This is a genomic window from Gordonia rhizosphera NBRC 16068, from assembly GCF_000298195.1.
GTDB classification, from domain to species: domain Bacteria; phylum Actinomycetota; class Actinomycetes; order Mycobacteriales; family Mycobacteriaceae; genus Gordonia; species Gordonia rhizosphera.
Map to the genome: position 1 here is coordinate 1 of NZ_BAHC01000035.1, position 17,216 is coordinate 17,216.

The following is a 17,216-nucleotide window of genomic DNA, read 5'->3' on the forward strand; positions in this document are numbered from 1 at the left end:
GGAACAGCAGTGGGTGGACAAGTTCATGGACGAGACGACCCTGTTCCTGGGGCCGGACCGCGAGATCATGCGGAGTCACAGCATCTCCGAACGCAGTGACCACGAGGAGGTCGCGATAGCGGTCGGTGTCGACCGACTCGAGGTCGAACGCATCCGCAAACGTATCGCCGGCGCTCTCGACGAGGGCTATGAGATGTGTGAGGCGCAGGGCGCGGCTCCCGGTGCGAAATGGGGTGACCTGACCACCGCGATCTACACCGCGGCCGGTGACGTCTCCTACCTCTCGTGCCACGGTGTGATCGCGTTCAGCGCCATCCTGCATCACCCGATCCGGTACATCATGAAGTACTGGAAGGATGAGCCCACCGTGGGAATCCACGAGGGAGACGGGTTCATTCACAACGACGCCCGATTCGGCAACGTGCACAACACCGACCAGTCGATGATCATGCCGATCATGCGCGACGGCGAGATCATCGCGTGGGTCGCGGCGACCATCCACGAGGGCGAGAACGGTGCGTGCGAGCCCGGCGGTATGCCGTCGGGGTCGGAAACCGCATTCGACGACGGGCTGCGGATGAGCCCCTTCAAGATCGTCGAGGGCGGTCACTTGCGGCGCGACCTGCTGACGTTCCTGCAGCATTCGGTCCGGGACCCGAAACTGCAACTCGCGGACCTGAAGGTGAAGATCACCGCGGTCCGCAAGATCATGGAACGCATCGACACCGTCATCGACGAGGTCGGCGTGGACACCTTCGTGGCGGCACTGCGGACCACCGTCGAGGACGTCGACGTCGAGGTGCGCCGTCGCATCGCCGAACTGCCCGACGGCACGTACCGATTCGACCAGTTCATGGACAGCACGCTCAAGGAGAACATCCTGATCAAGGTGGCGTGCAAGGTCACCGTCAAGGGCGATCACATGACCGTGGACCTGCGCGGATCGGGGCCCGAGATCCGCAACCGTGCCATCAACTCGCCACTGTGTTCGGTGAAATCGATGATGATGCAGGCGATCCTGGCGTTCTGGTGGCCGGACCTGCCGCGCTGCACCGCGGCGATGAGCTGCATCGAGATCATCTCCGACGAGGGCACCTGGACCGACGCCTCCTACGACGCGCCGATGGGGCAGTCCCTGCAGGCGTCGTTCCGCGGGTTCTCCATGATGCAGGCGCTCTACAGCCGCATGTCGTTCTCGACGCCGCACAAGTACAGCAACGTGGTGGCCAACTGGTTCAACCAGATCAACACGTTCCTGTGGGGTGGTGTCACCCAGCACGGGGACATGGTGGGCAATCTGTGTGCCGACCTGAACGGGATGCCGGGCGGCGCGAAACCGTTCCGCGACGGCGAGGATGCGGTGTCGCCGCTGTTCTGTGCGATGGCCGACACCGCCGAGCAGGAGGTCATGGAGGAAGAGGTGCCGTTCATGCAGCTCGTCTCCAAGCGGCTTGTGCGCGACAACATGGGGTTCGGGAAGTTCACCGGCGGTATGGGTTACGAGATGATCGTGGCCGCCGAGGGCACCCCCGAGTGGGGCTTCATGACCGTCACCTCCGGTGCCAAGTTCTCCTCGATCTACGGCATGTTCGGCGGCTATGGCTGTGGCACCTACCCGCTGGCGATGGTCAAGGGCACCAATGTCTACGAGCACTTTCGCCGTGACAACACGACGTTCGATCTGTCCATCGAGAAGATTATGAACGAGCGGCCGTTCGCCGAGGGGCGGTATCAGACCTCGCACATGGGGCTGCAGTTCGACCTCGCGAAGGACGGCGAGCTCTACATGATCAGTCAGGGCGCCGGCGGTGGCTACGGCGATCCGTTGGAGCGGCTGCCGGAATCGGTGGTCGCCGACGCCGAACTCGGACGGATCAGCCGGCAGGTCGCCGAGGACATCTTCGCGGTGCACTACGACCCGCAGACATTCCGTCTCGACGCCGAACGCACCGAGCAGGCGCGCGCCGCCGCCCGTGCGGCACGCCTGGAGCGTGGTAAGCCGTTCGCGGAGTTCTGTGCCGAGTTCGTCACGCCGGAACCGCCGAAAGACCTGCCCTACTACGGGTCCTGGGGTTCGGACACCGATGAGCTGACCGCGACGGTCTACACGATCGACGGTCCGCAACGGGTGACCGCGCCGCTGGCCGACCTGCCGATCATCAACATCCCGGATCGTCGGGAGGTCAAGATCGCCGCTCTCGAGCAGCGCATTGCCGAACTCGAGAGCGACCACGGAGTCGTCGTCAACCGACGCTCCTGATATCCGCCGGTCGTCCGGGGGCGAGACCGAGTCGGTCCCGCCCCCGGACGGCCCGCACCTCGAATCCGCTCACCCTCAAGGACATGTCATGACCATCAGCACCCTCACCTCTGCGCCGCCGAGCGGGCGCCGCCGACCCGTCATCATCGACGACACCGACTACTCGACCGCGGTCATCCGGCAGGGCTCACAGATCCCGTGGACCGATCTCGGCGCGCTCGCCGGCCATTACGGGCAGGTCCAGTCGCTGCTGGGGCCGGATGCGGCGTGGGTCGACGTCCAGCGCTGGCAGCAGGCTCAGCTCGCCGCGGCGCCCCGGATCGTCGACGACATGGGCGCACGCGCCCGCATCGGTTACCCCCTGCGCACACTCCTCGGTGACGAGGGTCTGCTCGAGGAGTTCACGAAGACGGTGATTACGATCTCCGACGCCACCCGCCGCCGTATCGTGCTTGGCCTCCCGTCTCCGGGAACATGGCTGGGATGGGCGCATGCGGTCGCCGGGAACCCGTTGGACGAGATCGACTTCGACAGCGCCGACAGTGCGTCGATGTACGTCGCCGAATGGCTCGGGCAACTCGGGTCGCTGCCGGTCGACCTGATCCTGCTCGATGCCTCGACGCCGCTCGACGGTCTCGACGAGTCGCTGCGCGATTACACCGCGATCACCAACGTGATCGGCCACCTCGGGTGGTCGGCGGCCATGCGGCATCCCGATCGGGTCGAGACGACCGGTGAGATCGTCATCGCCGACCTTCCGCCGGGGTACTGGAACGGTGGTGCCCCCATACCCGACGGCGACCTGATCTTGGCCGCCATCCCACCCACGTCGTCTCCCGAGGAGGTGCTCGACAAACTCGGGCAACTGAACTGAGAAGGCGCCGTCCGTTCATCGCCGAGCTGCGGGGAATCGGCCCGCGCAACGCTCCGAAGAGCTGATAATCGTGGTTGCGTACGTTGCCCGCGTATCCACGTGCGCGCCCCGACGAGGAGCCATCATGTCCGATCTACCCGAGATCACCGACGCACAGATGCAGGAGATGTTGCCGAGCGCGAATCCGTACTCGGTGGTCATCCTGCGGGCGGGCCCGAAGTACGGCACGGCCGAAGCGGAGTCGGTTATCTGGGAACACGGCCGGCGCAACTTCGCGCTGCGCGCAGCCGGCGCGTTGTCGGTGGTCCTGCCGATCATCGACGACACCGACGTCTGCGGCGTCGGAATCTTCGACCGCGACCTGCAGACCACCACTGCGCTGATGGAAGAGGACCCCGGAGTGATGGCCGGCGTGTTCACCTTCGACGTGCATCCCGCCCGCGGCTTCCCGGGTGACGCGCTGCCGCCGGAGCCCGTGTGACCGGCTGACGACGACGGCAAGACGCTCAGCGAGCCGCTGCCGACGCGGATTAAGGATTCCATGAGACCTCCGGTCAGCCGGTTGCGGATACTCCGGGCTCGGCGGATCGTGCAGGCATGACACCTGGTCGGATACGCATCCGGGTCCTGCTCGCCGGCATCGGCGTGGTCGCGTTGTGTCTCGCCGCCGCACCGGGAGGTGTTCTCGCCGCCCCGTCGGTGGGAGGCCACTCCACCGGAACGATCGGCGCGGGTGCCTTGGCGCGGACCTTCGAGATGTACCGCCCGGCCGGACTTACCCGCCCCGCACCACTCGTCGTCGTCCTGCACGGCGGATACGGCAGCGGGAAGCAAGCCGAACGCAGCTACCACTGGGATGCACAGGCCGACCGTGGCCGTTTCGTCGCGGTGTTCCCCAACGGTGTGGGGCGCTCCTGGAATGCGGGGACCTGCTGCGGGCCCGCACAGCAGAGCAACGCCGACGACGTGGCGTTCATCCGCGCCGTCGTCGACAAGGTCGCCGCGCAGACGCCGATCGACCGGTCCCGCGCCTACGTCACCGGCATGTCCAACGGCGCGATGATGGCCTACCGCCTCGCCTGCCAGACCGACCTGTTCGCCGCGGCGGCCCCGGTCGCGGGCACGATCCTGACCGATTGCTCCCGAGCACATCCGATCTCGGTGCTGCACATCCACGGTACGAATGACCAATCGGTGCCCTACGGTGGCGGACCGGGTCGTTACTACAGCCTGAAGGGAACCGCGCGCGTCGACGGCCCGTCCGTGCCCGCGGTGAACGCGACCTTCCGCCGAATCGACTCGTGCGCTCCTCCGTCTGTTCGCCGAGCCGGTGTGGTGACCACATCGGTCGCCCGGTGTCCCGGAAGTCGGACGGTCGAGTTGATCACGGTCGACGGAGCCGGGCATCAGTGGCCGGGTTCGTCGCGATCGCCCCTCATGGACCTGGTGCGCCCGGGTAACGCACCGTCGACGGCGTTCGACGCGACCGCGGTGATCTGGGATTTCTTCGCCGCCCACCACCGCTGACCGGGCCCTCACCCCGCACACGCGCACTCGCCGCGTTCGTGCCCACGTCGCGACGTGCGCGTTGACCAGCTGGGTGCGCGTGTGTGCGCAGGCCGGCGCCCAGGCGTTGGTTGAGCGTACTACGCTCAATTTAGTCGGTCGGATTGGGAACAATCCACAACCCCTCCGAGTTGAACACGGCGAGAAACCTGAGTCGTGTAGACTCAACCCAGGTTGACTCCGGCTCGCAAGTTCAGTAGGACATGAGTCGGACGCGCTGAAGTTCGGGTCCTTCAGATGCGGGTTTCGAACGACATCCGCGTCCGCGTGCGATCCACGCGGACCCGGGCACGTACTTGGGTGCAGACCCATGAACTAGGAGGAAAAGACATATGTCTCGTGCAGTTGGAATCGACCTCGGCACCACCAACTCGGTGGTCGCAGTGCTCGAAGGCGGCGAATCGACCGTCATCGCCAACGCCGAAGGCTCCCGGACGACCCCGTCGGTGGTCGCTTTTGCGCGCAACGGCGAGGTACTGGTCGGTCAGCCGGCGAAGAATCAGGCGGTCACGAACGTCGACCGCACCATCCGCTCGGTCAAGCGCCACATGGGCGAGGGTGACTGGAGCGTCAATATCGACGACAAGAACTACACCCCGCAGGAGATCAGCGCCCGTACGCTGATGAAGCTCAAGCGCGACGCCGAGTCCTACCTCGGTGAGGACATCACCGACGCGGTCATCACCGTTCCCGCCTACTTCAACGACGCCCAGCGTCAGGCCACCAAGGAGGCCGGACAGATCGCGGGCCTCAACGTGCTGCGCATCGTCAACGAGCCCACCGCGGCGGCGCTCGCCTACGGCCTCGACAAGGGCGAGAAGGAACAGACCATCCTCGTCTTCGACCTCGGTGGCGGTACCTTCGACGTCTCGCTGCTCGAGATCGGCGACGGCGTGGTCGAGGTCCGGGCCACCTCCGGTGACAACCACCTCGGTGGTGACGACTGGGATCAGCGCATCGTCGACTGGCTCAGCGACAAGTTCAAGGCCAGCAGCGGCATCGACCTGACCAAGGACAAGATGGCGATGCAGCGCCTGCGCGAGGCCGCCGAGAAGGCCAAGATCGAGCTCTCGGCCTCGCAGAGCACCTCGATCAACCTGCCCTACATCACCGTCGACGCGGACAAGAACCCGCTGTTCCTCGATGAGCAGCTGTCCCGCAGCGAGTTCCAGAAGATCACCTCGGATCTGCTCGAGCGGACCCGCGCCCCGTTCCAGGCGGTCATCAAGGACGCCGGCATCTCCGTCGGCGACATCGATCACGTTGTGCTCGTTGGTGGTTCGACCCGTATGCCGGCCGTCAGCGACTTGGTGAAGGAACTCACCGGCGGCAAGGAGCCCAACAAGGGCGTGAACCCGGACGAGGTCGTCGCCGTCGGCGCCGCCCTCCAGGCGGGCGTGCTGCGCGGCGAGGTCAAGGACGTGCTGCTGCTCGACGTCACCCCGCTGAGCCTCGGCATCGAGACCAAGGGCGGCGTGATGCACAAGCTGATCGAGCGCAACACCACCATCCCGACCAAGCGGTCGGAGACCTACACCACCGCCGAGGACAACCAGCCGTCGGTGCAGATCCAGGTCTATCAGGGTGAGCGCGAGATCGCCTCGCACAACAAGCTGCTCGGCTCCTTCGAACTCGGTGGCATCGCCCCGGCTCCGCAGGGTGTCCCGCAGATCGAGGTGACCTTCGACATCGACGCCAACGGCATCGTGCACGTCACCGCGAAGGACAAGGGCACCGGCAAGGAGAACTCGATCCGCATCCAGGAGGGCTCGGGCCTGAGCAAGGACGAGATCGACCGGATGATCAAGGACGCCGAGGCCCACGCCGAAGAGGATCGCAAGCGTCGCGAAGAGGCCGAGACCCGCAACCAGGCCGAGTCGCTCGTGCACCAGACCGAGAAGTTCCTCAAGGAGAACGAGGACAAGGTTCCCGGCGAGGTCAAGGACAAGGTCAACGCCACGGTCGCGGAGGCCAACGAGGCGCTGAAGGGCACCGACATCGCCGCGATCAGGAGCGCGATCGAGAAGCTGTCCGCGGAGTCGCAGGAGATGGGTCAGGCGATCTACGCCGCCTCGGCTGCGGAGTCGCCCAACGGCTCGGGCCCCGACGGTGCTGCCGCGGGTGAGAACGACGTCGTCGACGCCGAGGTCGTCGACGAGCCGGCCGGCTCGGGGGACAACAAGTGACCCAGAGCGAGTCCTCACACGACACCGGGAGCGCGCCAAGCGAGCCCGAACTCGAACTCGAAGCGGTCGACGTCGAGCGGGAGGTCGACATGCCGATCACCGTCACCGACCGGCGGCTCATCGATCCCGAGACGGGAGAGGTGCGCCCCGGTGCGGGGCACGCCCCGGCGGAGGAGGCACCCAGTGCCGCCGAGCAGAAGGTGGCCGAGCTGACCGCGGACCTGCAACGGGAACGCGCCCAGTTCGCCAACTTCAAGCGACGGGCCGCGGAGGAGAAGCAGGGATCGGTCGCCTTCGGCAAGCAGGTGCTGATCGAGAAGCTGCTCCCGATCCTCGACGATCTCGACCGCGCCCGCGAGCACGGCGACCTCGAGAGCGGGCCGCTGAAGGTACTGGCCGACAAGCTCGGTGCCACCCTCACCGGGGAGGGGCTGGCCAAGTTCGGTGAATCCGGAGACGAGTTCGATCCGGAACTGCACGAGGCCGTCCACCATGACGGCGACGGGGCCAACCCGGTCGTCGGTGCGGTCTACCGCAGCGGATACCGCCTCGGCGAGAAGGTGATCCGGACCGCGATGGTCACCGTCACCGACCCGGTGCCGGCGGAGACTCCGAAAACCGAAGAAACTGGTGCAGAATAGGCGCCACGCCACCATGCCTGCCCGGCGATGCGACTGCGACCGAGGAGTCCGCGTCGCGTCGCCGGGCAGAGCAGTACGGCCCACAACTACATCCAGACAATGAAACATCGAAGGAGGTGACGTCTGGTGGCTCCACAGCGAGAGTGGCTCGAACACGACTTCTACAAGGACCTGGGCGTTGCTTCTGACGCTTCGGCTGAAGAAATCAAGAAGGCCTATCGCAAGCTCGCGCGCGAGCTGCACCCGGACGCCAACCCGGGAGACGCGGCGGCCGAGGAGCGCTTCAAGCGGGTGTCCGAAGCCCACAGCGTGCTGTCCGACGCCGACAAGCGCAAGGAATACGACGAGACCCGCGCGATGTTCGCCGGCGGGCGATTCCGTGGCGGGGGCAACGGCTTTCCCGGGGGCTTCCCCGGCGGTGGGGGAACGCACTACACCACGTCCGGCGGTGCCGACTTCAACATCGGTGACCTGTTCGGCGGTGGTGGCGGCGGGTCCGAGGGTGGTGGCTTCGGCGACCTCTTCGAGGGCCTGTTCAACCGCGGGCCCCGCGGGTCGACGGCGACGCGCCCCAAGCGCGGCAACGACCTCGAGACCGAGACCACGCTCACCTTCCGGGATGCGGCGGTCGGCACGACCGTGCCATTGCGGGTGACCAGTCCGTCGCCCTGCACCTCATGCCATGGCAGCGGCGCGAAGCCGGGAACCAGCCCGCGGGTCTGCCCGAGCTGCAACGGTTCCGGATTCGTCAGCCGCAACCAGGGCGCGTTCGGATTCAGCGAACCGTGCCAGGACTGCCAGGGCACCGGATCGCGCATCGACGACCCGTGCAGCGACTGCGACGGGACCGGCGTGAAGGTGCGGGCCCGCACGATCAACGTCCGCATCCCGGCCGGTGTCGAGGACGGTCAACGGATCCGGCTCGCCGGGCAGGGAGAGGCGGGGCGGCGCGGGGCGCCGTCGGGCGACCTGTACGTCGTCGTGCACGTGAGTGCCGACAAGGTGTTCACACGCAGTGGCAACGACCTGAAAGTGCAGCTGCCGGTGAGTATCTCCGAGCTGGTGCTCGGTGCCACGGTGTCCGTGCCGACGCTCGACGGTTCAGTCGGGGTGAAGATTCCGGCGAACACCGCCGACGGTCGTACCTTGCGGGTGCGCGGTCGCGGCGTGCCCAAGCGGTCCGGTGGGGCCGGTGACCTGCTGGTCACGGTCAAGGTGTCGGTGCCGTCGAAGCTCGACGACGCGGCCGTGGAGGCGATGCGCCGCTACGCCGAGGCCGAGAAGGCCGGCGGATTCGATCCGCGCGCGGGATGGGGGCGATGATGATGTCGAGGAACTACGACGCCGAGAGCGCGGCGACGTTCATGATCTCCGTCGCCGCCGAACTCGCGGGCATGCACGCGCAAACCCTGCGGACCTACGACCGGCTCGGTCTGGTCACCCCGCAGCGCACCAGCGGGGGCGGTCGCCGTTACTCGACGCGCGACGTCGAGCTGTTGCGCGAGATCCAGCGACTCTCGCAGGAAGAGGGGGTCAACCTCGCCGGGATCAAGCGGATCATCGACCTGAGCAACCAGGTCGATGCCCTCCAGCAGCGGGTCCGGGAACTGCAGGCCGACCTCGACGCCGCGGCGCAACGTCGGAGTGGTGAACTCGTCCCTGTGCCGCGCACGAGCGCGCTCGTCGTGTGGCAGCCGCGGCGTAAGCGCAACGCCGACTGATCGTCGCTGATCCCGACCCGATACCCTGGGTCGTCGAACACCGACCGGGGAAGACAGGACAGCAGTAGATGGCCGAGACGACGAGCGTCCGCTCGCCGAGCAACTCCGCCTCGGGCAGCGCGGTCCTGGGTATCTCGGTGGTCGAGGATCAGATCGCGTCGGTGGTGCGCGGGCCCGGCGGTGAGATCATCGCTTCCAACCTCGTCGACCTGCCCGATCCGTCGGCGCAGGGCGCGGAGACGGCGATCGGCGAACTCGTCGGGTCGGTGCCCTACGAGATCGACCGGATCGGCATCGCCTGCGCCCGCCCGGCCACCCAGAACTACCTGCAGACCCGGCTCGCACCCGGCCCGTCGCATCCGGCCTGGCACAGCAAGGTCGCGGTCACCGACCTGCCGTCGGCGTTGGCCGAGGTCGCGACCACCGAGCTCGGCGGTCGCGGCATCGTCGCGGTCCTCGACCTCGACCGTTCGGCGGTCCCGTCGCCGGGGTCGTCGGTGGTCACCCTCGATTCGGCCACTGGTGAGGTCCTCGGGACCGCGGAGTTCGCGTTCGGCACGCCTGGCCCGGTCACCGACCCGACGCACGCCCGCATCGTCGCGGACGCCGTGACGTCGGCGCCCGGCGGCGCATCGGTCACCGCGGTGGTGTGCACCGGACCCGGCGCCGAGGTGCCCGGCGTGGCGTCGGCCATGGAATACGCGCTGGCCCGCCCCGTCGTCATCGCCGCGCAGCCGGCTCTCGCATCGGCGGCCGGGGCCGCGGTCATTGTACTGCGTCCGACCCCGGTTCCGCACGGCTCGTCGAATCGGCGGTGGTGGGTGATCGGTGCCGCGATCGCCGCCGCGCTGCTGGTCGGCGCGATCGCCGCGTCGGCGGTCTTCGCCGGCGTCGAGGCCGATCAGCAGGCCGAGATCCCGACGTCGACGGTAACCGCGCCGCCGTCCACGATCACCATGACCACCGAGGCCGACGCGGTCACCGAGACCCGCCAGGTCACCGCGACGGTGACCCAGGATCGTCAGACGGTCACCCGCACGACCACGGCCACCGAGACCCAGACCGAGACCGCCGCCGCGACGGAGACTCAGACGGAGACCCAGACCGAGACGGAGACCGTCACGGTCACCGAGACCGTGTCCAGCGGTGGCACTGCGCCGCCCTTTCCCTGAGTCGCGGACTCACAGGGACTCGTACGGGTCGTGCTGGATGCGGCTGGCGCGCACGCCGGCGATGAGCAGTCGGCGTCGCGTCGTCTCGATCATGCCGGGCGATCCGGCGATCAGGACCTGATGTTCTTCCCACGGTCCGGCCGCCACCACCACGTCGGCCAGTATGCCGATCCGGTGGTCGATGCCCAGTGCCTCCGGAGTGGCGACCGAGGTGATCCACCACGGATCGTCGGTCTCCTCGGACACCGCGGTGATGGTGAGCCACGGGTTGGTCGCGGCGATGCGGCGCAACACCGTCAGGTCATACAGTTCACCCGGGTAGCGCACGCCGTAGAAGATGTGCGTGGCCGGGGTGTCGGCACGCTTGGACATCTCGATGAGCAGCGCCCGTAGCGGGGCCAGACCGGTACCGCCGGCGACCATCAGCACCGGACGCTCCGGTTCGATGTGCAAGGTGCCGTGCCCCTGCGCGAAGTACCAGGTGTCACCGACCCGGGTCTCCCCGACGATGGCGGCGCTCACCAACCCGCCCGGGACGGCCCGCACATGGAACTCCAGTTCACCGGCGGGATTCGGCGGGATCGCCGGAGACAGGTTGCGCCACACCTTGGGGCGTTGCGGCACCTCGACCTCCACGTACTGGCCGACGGCGAAGCGCAGTTTCGTATCGGCGACGAGCCTGATGACGGCGAGATCCCGGGTGATCCGGAACTTCTGCACGACCTTCGCGGTCCACAACGCCGGGAGCGAGGCCGTCTCGGCGGCCCCTCGCATCACGCCGGTGGTGAGCATCATCGCCTGGGACACGGTCTGGGCTGCGTCGTCGTCCCAGTAGGAGCCCAGCACCGCGGCGAACTCGCCGACCAGCGCGCGGTACATGTGGCCATAGTGCTCCGGCAGTACCCCGTATTTGCGGTGATCACGGCCGAGTTGTGCGAGGAACTCGATGAGTTCGGCGTGACCGGTCTCGGCCGGCACGACCTCGAGGACATGGTCGATGACGTGGAAGAACGCGGCGCGCTGTTCGGACATGACCGCCGGGAACAGGTCACGCAGGTCTGGATCGATCGTGAACAGACGGGTGTAGACATTCGTGACGAATCGGTCCGGATCGCGATTGATCAGCTCACGGAGATGATGGAGCGTGTGCCGCGAGTGATTCGCCACGTCCGGTCACCTCCCACGTCAACCCCGGTTTCGCATGAGCAAGCTTAGCGGTGGATCGGCTCCGCTTTGCGATCGGTCAATCGATATCGTGTTCGCCGAGGATGTGGCAATGTCGGTGTCGTGAGCACGCTCGATGGTGTAATTCCGGGCATCGTCGATGCCCATCTGCACCAGTGGAACCCGCGGCGTACCCCGTGGGCGGCCAACCGCCTGTCGCGGCTCTACCGCTATGTCCCGGCATTCGGGGATCGGGTGTTCCCCGTGGTCGTCCCGCAATCGGACAAGGAATACGTCCTCACCCCGAACACGGTCGCCCGCGTCTACGAACCGCCGCAGTACGTGTCCGACGCGGCCGCGATACCTGCCGTGGCCGGCGTCGGAGTCGACACCGTCGTGCACCTGGAGTCGCATTGGCGCAATGACGAGTCCGCGGGTGCGGCCGACACCCCCGAGGGCCGCTCGGCAGTGGAGGAGACACGCTACGTCACCGGTCTGCCGTTCGGCATCGGACAGGCACCACGACTCGGGGCGGTGGTGGCGCACGCCGATCCGCGGGCCGAGCGTTTCGGGGATCTCCTCGACGAGCATGCCGCGGTCAACGATCGGCTCCGGGGGATTCGGTTGATGACCACCCGTCACCCCGATCCCCGGGTGCGCAACGGTGGCGACGCCGACGGCATTCTCGCGTCACCCGCGTTTCTCAAGGGGTTCGCGGAGGTTGCCGAGCGGGGGCTGGTCTTCGACGCGTTCGTCTACTCCCACCAGCTCTACGACGTGGTGACGTTGGCGCGCGAGTATCCGGAGTCGACGATCGTGGTGGACCACATAGGGACACCGGTCGGCGTCTTCGGCCCCGTCGGCGCCCGCACCGGGGCCAGTGCGAGCGCGCGCGCCGACATCCTGCGGCTGTGGCGGGAGCGGATGACCACCGTCGCCACGTGTCGGAACGTCGTGGTGAAACTGTCCGGCCTCGGGATGCCGGTCCTGGGGTACGGGCGCGAACGGTGGGGTAACATCGGCAGCCGGGAGACTCTGGCCGAGATGGTCGGTCCGCTCGTGGAGCACGTTGTCGGACACTTCGGCGCGGACCGGGTGATGTTCGGGTCCAATTTCCCGATCGACAAACCCAATACCTCGCTCGACATGGTCGTGGGAGCGTTGATCGATCTCCTCGCACCGCGTGGGGACTACATGTTGCGCAAGGCTTTCCGGGAGAACGCACTGCGCGTGTACCGCATCGCCGACCCGCCCCCGACCGCTGGTCGATCCGAATCGCTGGTCGAGTAGCGCCCGAGCGCAGGGAGCCCGCGTATCGAGACCACCTCAGTCGTGTCGTGATCGACGCCAGGGCCACCGCCGAGATCCTGGTGCCTCGGGCACCGGGACGTCACGCAGTGCCCGGACCACGATGGCGACGAACTCGGCACAGTTGTCGTAGCGGTCGGCGGGGTCCTTGGCCAAAGCCTTGGCGAAGACGGAGTTCAACGACGACGGCAGCCAACCTCGGATGGCCGTCAGCCGTGGTACCTGCTCGTAGAGGTGTGCGTGGGAGATCGCAAACGCCGTCGCACGAGGGAACGGGGGTTCCCCGGTGAGCATCTCGAACATGGTGACCGCCAACGCATACAGGTCCGTGGCCGGTGAGAGATGCTGTGCGGTAAGCAGTTCCGGGGCGGCATAAGCGATGGACCCCTGCACGCGGCCGTTGCGGGCCAGCGGTCGCGCGTCGTCGAGGAACTGTGCGATGCCGAAATCGGTGAGCACGGCACGGACGCCACCGGGACCGGTGGACACCATGATGTTCGCCGGTTTCACGTCGCGGTGGAGTACCTCGCAGCCGTGCGCGTAATCGAGGGCCTCTGCGATCTGGGTACCGATCGCGAGCACGATCGGTATGTCGGGTTCGTCCGGGGGATGGGCGACGTGCGCGGATGCCGGAGTGCCGTCGATGTACTCCATCGCGGTCCACAGCACGGCAGTGGTGGAGGTGTTCTCGCCGAGGACCTCGGGGTCGGTGATCTCCCCGCGCGCGAAGACGCCCACGATGTGCGGGTGGTGCAGCAGCGACGCGATGGTGAACTCCCGCTCGAAGCGTTCCCGAGCCCGGCGCGGATCACCGACCCCGGTGCGCAGCACCTTGAGCGCGACCGAACGCCGGTCGTCGCCGCGATGGACCCGGTAGACCTCGGCGCTGGCGCCGCTGCCGAGGAACTCGTCGACAGTGAAGTCGTCGATCTCGTCGCCCACCCCGAACACCACGTCAGAGTAGCCGCGCGGGACCCGCGCGGCGCGCTGACCCGTGGTGCTCACGACGGACGCCGTCGGCTATCGGTCGACCGGCGTCAGCCGGAAGATCGGGAACCGGCGGCCCTCCGCGGTCTCGGTGTACTTGCGGAAACCGTCGGACACGCCGAGGAAGCGCTGCCACGCCGCATCCCGCTCCTCGGGGGAGAGTTCGCGGACCGTCGCTCGGCGCCCGACGACGGTCCCGTCGACGGGTACCTCGAGGTCGACCTCCGGCATCGCGCGCAGGTTGTGCACCCACGCCGGGGTCTTCGGGGAGCCGGCTGCCGAGCCCACCACCAGCCACGACCCGTCGTCGGGCAGGGCGAACAGTGGGTTGATCCGCGGCTCTCGCGACTTGATGCCAACGGTGTGCAGCAGGATGAGGTTGTCGCCGAACCCGGCGGTCTTGACGAACCCGCCGTTCGAGCGGAACTCGTCGATGATCGTGCCGTTGAAGTCACTCACGCTGTTCATTCTGCCGGTGGCCGCGACCGGCCGTCACCGGTTCAGCCGGCCGGGCGCGGTCCGCCGGGACCACCCGGACCTCCGGGAGGTGCACCCATGCTCTGCTGGTTGTCCGCCGCGGATGCGACACCGATGGTGATGGTGATGTCCATGCCGTCGGCGGGCGTGCCGGTGACGGTGGCCAGCTCGGCATCCCAGCCGTCGCCGAAGACGTTGTCCGACGCCAGGCTGATCTGCGTCATGTTCTGCACGCTCTGCGCGTACCCCGAGTCGTGGTCGAAGACCGCGTTGCAGGCGTCTTCGGGAAGGGCGATCTGAGAGGTCAGCCGCGCGTCGGACCCGGCGACCGCCTGCTCGAGGGAATCGAACACCTCGAAGTGGATGTGTGGCCAGCGTCCTGCGTAGCAGGCGGGGAAGACGGTGGTGAACCGGACGACACCCTCGGCGTCGGCGACCTGCACACCGCGCAGGTAGTTCTGGTCGGCGGTGGCCTGGCTGTAGAGGGAGTAGTTGCCCTCGCCGTCGCAGTGCCAGACGTAGACGGCCATGCCCTCGCCTGGTGAGCACCCGTCGACAAGATCCTGCAGGGTCATGGTGAGTGTCGCCGGGACTCCCGGCGCCGTGCCCGAATAGTCGCCGAAACTCGCGCGGATGTCGCTGCGGACGATGCCGGACGCGATCAGGACGTTCGGTCCGTTGCTGCCGTCACCGGGGTAGGGGCCGGCGGTCTCGCCGGGTGCGGCGGCCGCGCAGGCGGCGGTTCCCGACGTCGACGTTCCGGTGGCCGCGGTTCCCGACGTCGATTCGGTGGCCGACGACGCGGAGTCCGTCGACGATGAGGTGCCGCATGCCGCCGCGGTCGTGGCGACGGCCCCGGTGGCAAACAGCATCAACGCCCGGCGTCGGCTCAGCGATTTCAGGTCGAAGTGGAGGCCGCGGTCGTGGTCGTGCATCTCAGACATATGGGACACGTTAGGACCGCGTGCCCCATGCGGCCTGCAGTCCGACTGTGGATTCGCTGTGAACCGGAGGTCGCCGACAGTCTCATCGTGAGAAAGGCGCGGGGAGGATGAGCCGAGCGAGTCGACGCCACAGCGCCGGAGCATAGGGTGTGGTTATGGCCGCCGTCGTCGCCCTGGACTCACTGATCGCCGCTCTGCCGCCGGGCATGGTGGTGACCGATCCCGACATCCTCGCCGCCTACCGCCAGGACCGAGCACAGGACCCGGACGCGGGGACCCCGCTGGCGTTGATCCGGCCGACGACGACCGAGCAGGTACAGACGGCGGTGCGCTGGTGCGCGGAGAACCGTGTCCCGATGATCACCCGAGGTGCCGGCACCAGCCTGTCCGGCGGGTCCACCGCCGTCGACGGCGCGGTGACGATCTCGACGGAGAAGATGCGTGAGCTGACCATCGACACCGCCACGCGCACCGCGGTGGTGCAGCCCGGGCTGTTCAATGCGGAGGTCAAGGCGGCCGCCGCCGCGCACGACCTCTGGTATCCGCCCGACCCGTCGTCGTTTGAGATCTGCTCGATCGGCGGCAACGTCGCCACCAATGCGGGTGGTCTGTGTTGCGTGAAGTACGGCGTGACGACCGACTACGTACTGGGTCTGCAGGTGGTGCTCGCCGACGGCCGGGCGGTGCGCGTCGGCGGGAAGCAACTCAAGGATTCCGCGGGCCTTCCGCTGACCAAGCTGTTCGTCGGGAGCGAAGGTCTGCTCGGCATCATCACCGAGGTGACGTTGCGACTGCTGCCGCCGCAGGCGCCGGCGTGCACCGTAGTCGGGAGCTTCGCGTCGGTGACGGACGCGAGCGAGGCGGTGCTGGCGATCACCTCGAAGATCCGACCGGCGATGCTCGAGTTCATGGACTCGGTGTCCATCAACGCGGTCGAGGACATGCTGCGCATGGGCTTGGACCGGCAGGCGGGCGCGCTGCTCGTCGCGCAGTCCGACGCGCCGGGCCCGGCGGGCGCCGCGGAGGTGGCGATCATCCGGCAGGCCTTCGAGGCCCACGGCGCCGCCGACGTCTTCGACACCGACGACCCGCAGGAAGGGGAGGCGTTCACCGCCGCCCGCCGCGCCGCCATCCCCGCCGTGGAGAAGATCGGGTCGCTGCTCCTCGAGGATGTCGGGGTACCCCTGCCGCAACTGCCCGCGCTCATCGGTGGTGTCGCCGACATCGCCGCCGACAACGACGTGATGATCTCGGTGATCGCCCACGCCGGCGACGGCAACACCCACCCGCTGATCGTCTTCGACCCCGACAACGCCGACGAGGCCGCCCGCGCGCAAGTCGCGTTCGGTCAGATCATGGATCTCGCGATCTCGTTGGGCGGCACCATCACCGGCGAACACGGCGTCGGCCGCCTGAAGAAGGCGTGGCTGCCGAATCAGGTCGGTCCCGACGTCATGGAACTCACTGCGCTGATCAAGAACGCCCTCGATCCGCAGGGACTACTCAACCCCGGCGTGATCCTGTAGGCCCGACTCCCGTTGGCTCGTCCCCCGGGTATCGCTTTCCTCTCCGTCTGCTCGCGGGGGACGTAGCAATACCCGAGGGAAGAACTCGGGGTCCGGTCAGTGCCGAGCCAGGATCGCTTGCAGATCAGCGCCATCCGGCAGTGCACCGTACTCGAACGCACGGTCGTCACCGAGCCGTGCGGCGATGAACGCATCCGACACCTCGGCGGGTGAGAACCGCACCAGCAGTGACGCTTCCAGTGCCAGAGCCATGGCCTCTACGATCGACCGCGCGCGTCGCTGCGCCGACGCCGGGTCGAGCCGGACGAGCTCACCGAGGTGCACCCGCAGCCGATCGAGGTGTGTGTCGAGTGTTCGGTTGGCACCGCGGGCCAGATGAACCTCGTGGTC

At 67.7% G+C, this 17,216-nt stretch carries 15 protein-coding genes and 1 pseudogene; 11 read left to right on the forward strand and 5 right to left on the reverse strand.

Annotated features, from left to right (window positions below; genetic code table 11):
• The 9 genes from GORHZ_RS02935 to GORHZ_RS02975 all read left to right on the forward strand — a co-directional run.
• On the forward strand, positions 1-2,260 hold a 2,260-nt coding region (locus tag GORHZ_RS02935; RefSeq protein ID WP_006330288.1), incomplete at its 5' end, for a hydantoinase B/oxoprolinase family protein.
• A gap of 88 nt (positions 2,261-2,348) precedes the next feature.
• Positions 2,349-3,134 (forward strand): hypothetical protein, encoded by a 786-nt coding sequence (locus tag GORHZ_RS02940; RefSeq protein WP_006330296.1) that lies wholly within the window; start codon positions 2,349-2,351, stop codon positions 3,132-3,134.
• Positions 3,135-3,258: 124 nt separating this feature from the next.
• Positions 3,259-3,615 (forward strand): hypothetical protein, encoded by a 357-nt coding sequence (locus GORHZ_RS02945; RefSeq protein ID WP_006330297.1) that lies wholly within the window; start codon positions 3,259-3,261, stop codon positions 3,613-3,615.
• Between the two features lie 116 nt (positions 3,616-3,731).
• On the forward strand, positions 3,732-4,661 hold the full coding sequence (locus tag GORHZ_RS02950; protein ID WP_006330298.1) for an extracellular catalytic domain type 1 short-chain-length polyhydroxyalkanoate depolymerase: 930 nt from the start codon (positions 3,732-3,734) through the stop codon (positions 4,659-4,661).
• Positions 4,662-5,032: 371 nt separating this feature from the next.
• Positions 5,033-6,886, forward strand: a complete 1,854-nt coding sequence (dnaK, locus tag GORHZ_RS02955) for a molecular chaperone DnaK (RefSeq protein WP_006330299.1) — start codon at positions 5,033-5,035, stop codon at positions 6,884-6,886.
• An 89-nt stretch (positions 6,887-6,975) separates the two neighbouring features.
• Positions 6,976-7,527: a nucleotide exchange factor GrpE gene (gene grpE, locus GORHZ_RS02960; protein ID WP_051998736.1), complete on the forward strand. Its 552-nt coding sequence runs from the start codon at positions 6,976-6,978 to the stop codon at positions 7,525-7,527.
• A gap of 126 nt (positions 7,528-7,653) precedes the next feature.
• The gene (dnaJ, locus tag GORHZ_RS02965) at positions 7,654-8,850 is read left to right on the forward strand and encodes a molecular chaperone DnaJ (protein WP_006330301.1); all 1,197 of its coding nucleotides are present in this window, start codon (positions 7,654-7,656) and stop codon (positions 8,848-8,850) included.
• Complete coding sequence (locus GORHZ_RS02970; protein WP_373279552.1) at positions 8,850-9,248, forward strand: heat shock protein transcriptional repressor HspR; 399 nt, start codon at positions 8,850-8,852, stop codon at positions 9,246-9,248. The genes dnaJ and GORHZ_RS02970 overlap by 1 nt, the downstream gene beginning before the upstream one ends.
• A 68-nt stretch (positions 9,249-9,316) precedes the next feature.
• Positions 9,317-10,420 (forward strand): hypothetical protein, encoded by a 1,104-nt coding sequence (locus tag GORHZ_RS02975; RefSeq protein WP_006330303.1) that lies wholly within the window; start codon positions 9,317-9,319, stop codon positions 10,418-10,420.
• A gap of 9 nt (positions 10,421-10,429) precedes the next feature.
• On the opposite strand, the gene GORHZ_RS02980 is transcribed toward GORHZ_RS02975, so the two are convergent.
• A complete protein-coding gene (locus GORHZ_RS02980; protein ID WP_006330304.1) occupies positions 10,430-11,587 on the reverse strand; it encodes an FAD-binding oxidoreductase in 1,158 nt (385 codons plus the stop codon).
• Positions 11,588-11,707: 120 nt separating this feature from the next.
• Between GORHZ_RS02980 and GORHZ_RS02985 the strand changes: the two genes are divergently transcribed.
• Positions 11,708-12,874 (forward strand): amidohydrolase family protein, encoded by a 1,167-nt coding sequence (locus GORHZ_RS02985; protein WP_006330306.1) that lies wholly within the window; start codon positions 11,708-11,710, stop codon positions 12,872-12,874.
• 36 nt (positions 12,875-12,910) lie between these two features.
• Here GORHZ_RS02985 and GORHZ_RS02990 read toward each other — a convergent pair whose 3' ends face one another.
• Genes GORHZ_RS02990 through GORHZ_RS03000 form a run of 3 tightly spaced genes read right to left on the reverse strand, consistent with a single transcriptional unit; the run spans position 12,911 to position 15,291 of the window.
• Positions 12,911-13,897 (reverse strand): serine/threonine-protein kinase, encoded by a 987-nt coding sequence (locus GORHZ_RS02990; RefSeq protein WP_006330308.1) that lies wholly within the window; start codon positions 13,895-13,897, stop codon positions 12,911-12,913.
• Positions 13,898-13,912: 15 nt separating this feature from the next.
• Positions 13,913-14,338, reverse strand: coding sequence for a nitroreductase family deazaflavin-dependent oxidoreductase (locus GORHZ_RS02995; protein ID WP_006330310.1), 426 nt, complete (start codon positions 14,336-14,338; stop codon positions 13,913-13,915).
• 41 nt (positions 14,339-14,379) lie between these two features.
• Positions 14,380-15,291 (reverse strand): dioxygenase family protein, encoded by a 912-nt coding sequence (locus tag GORHZ_RS03000; RefSeq protein WP_006330312.1) that lies wholly within the window; start codon positions 15,289-15,291, stop codon positions 14,380-14,382.
• A gap of 164 nt (positions 15,292-15,455) precedes the next feature.
• Here GORHZ_RS03000 and GORHZ_RS03005 point away from each other — a divergent pair, with 164 nt between their 5' ends.
• On the forward strand, positions 15,456-16,826 hold the full coding sequence (locus tag GORHZ_RS03005) for an FAD-binding oxidoreductase (protein WP_006330313.1): 1,371 nt from the start codon (positions 15,456-15,458) through the stop codon (positions 16,824-16,826).
• Between the two features lie 96 nt (positions 16,827-16,922).
• Here the strand turns inward: GORHZ_RS03005 and GORHZ_RS03010 are convergent.
• Positions 16,923-17,216 (reverse strand): annotated as a pseudogene (locus GORHZ_RS03010) (DNA alkylation response protein); the annotation flags it as partial.

Bases quoted from the DNA above. Each gene is read 5' to 3' on its own strand.
- GORHZ_RS03005 (WP_006330313.1), top strand. From the start codon at position 15,456: ATGGCCGCCGTCGTCGCCCTGGACTCACTGATCGCCGCTCTGCCGCCG.
- GORHZ_RS03000 (WP_006330312.1), bottom strand. From the start codon at position 15,291: ATGCACGACCACGACCGCGGCCTCCACTTCGACCTGAAATCGCTGAGC.
- dnaK (WP_006330299.1), top strand. From the start codon at position 5,033: ATGTCTCGTGCAGTTGGAATCGACCTCGGCACCACCAACTCGGTGGTC.
- GORHZ_RS02950 (WP_006330298.1), top strand. From the start codon at position 3,732: ATGACACCTGGTCGGATACGCATCCGGGTCCTGCTCGCCGGCATCGGC.
- grpE (WP_051998736.1), top strand. From the start codon at position 6,976: ATGCCGATCACCGTCACCGACCGGCGGCTCATCGATCCCGAGACGGGA.
- GORHZ_RS02940 (WP_006330296.1), top strand. From the start codon at position 2,349: ATGACCATCAGCACCCTCACCTCTGCGCCGCCGAGCGGGCGCCGCCGA.
- GORHZ_RS02975 (WP_006330303.1), top strand. From the start codon at position 9,317: ATGGCCGAGACGACGAGCGTCCGCTCGCCGAGCAACTCCGCCTCGGGC.
- GORHZ_RS02945 (WP_006330297.1), top strand. From the start codon at position 3,259: ATGTCCGATCTACCCGAGATCACCGACGCACAGATGCAGGAGATGTTG.
- GORHZ_RS02970 (WP_373279552.1), top strand. From the start codon at position 8,850: ATGATGTCGAGGAACTACGACGCCGAGAGCGCGGCGACGTTCATGATC.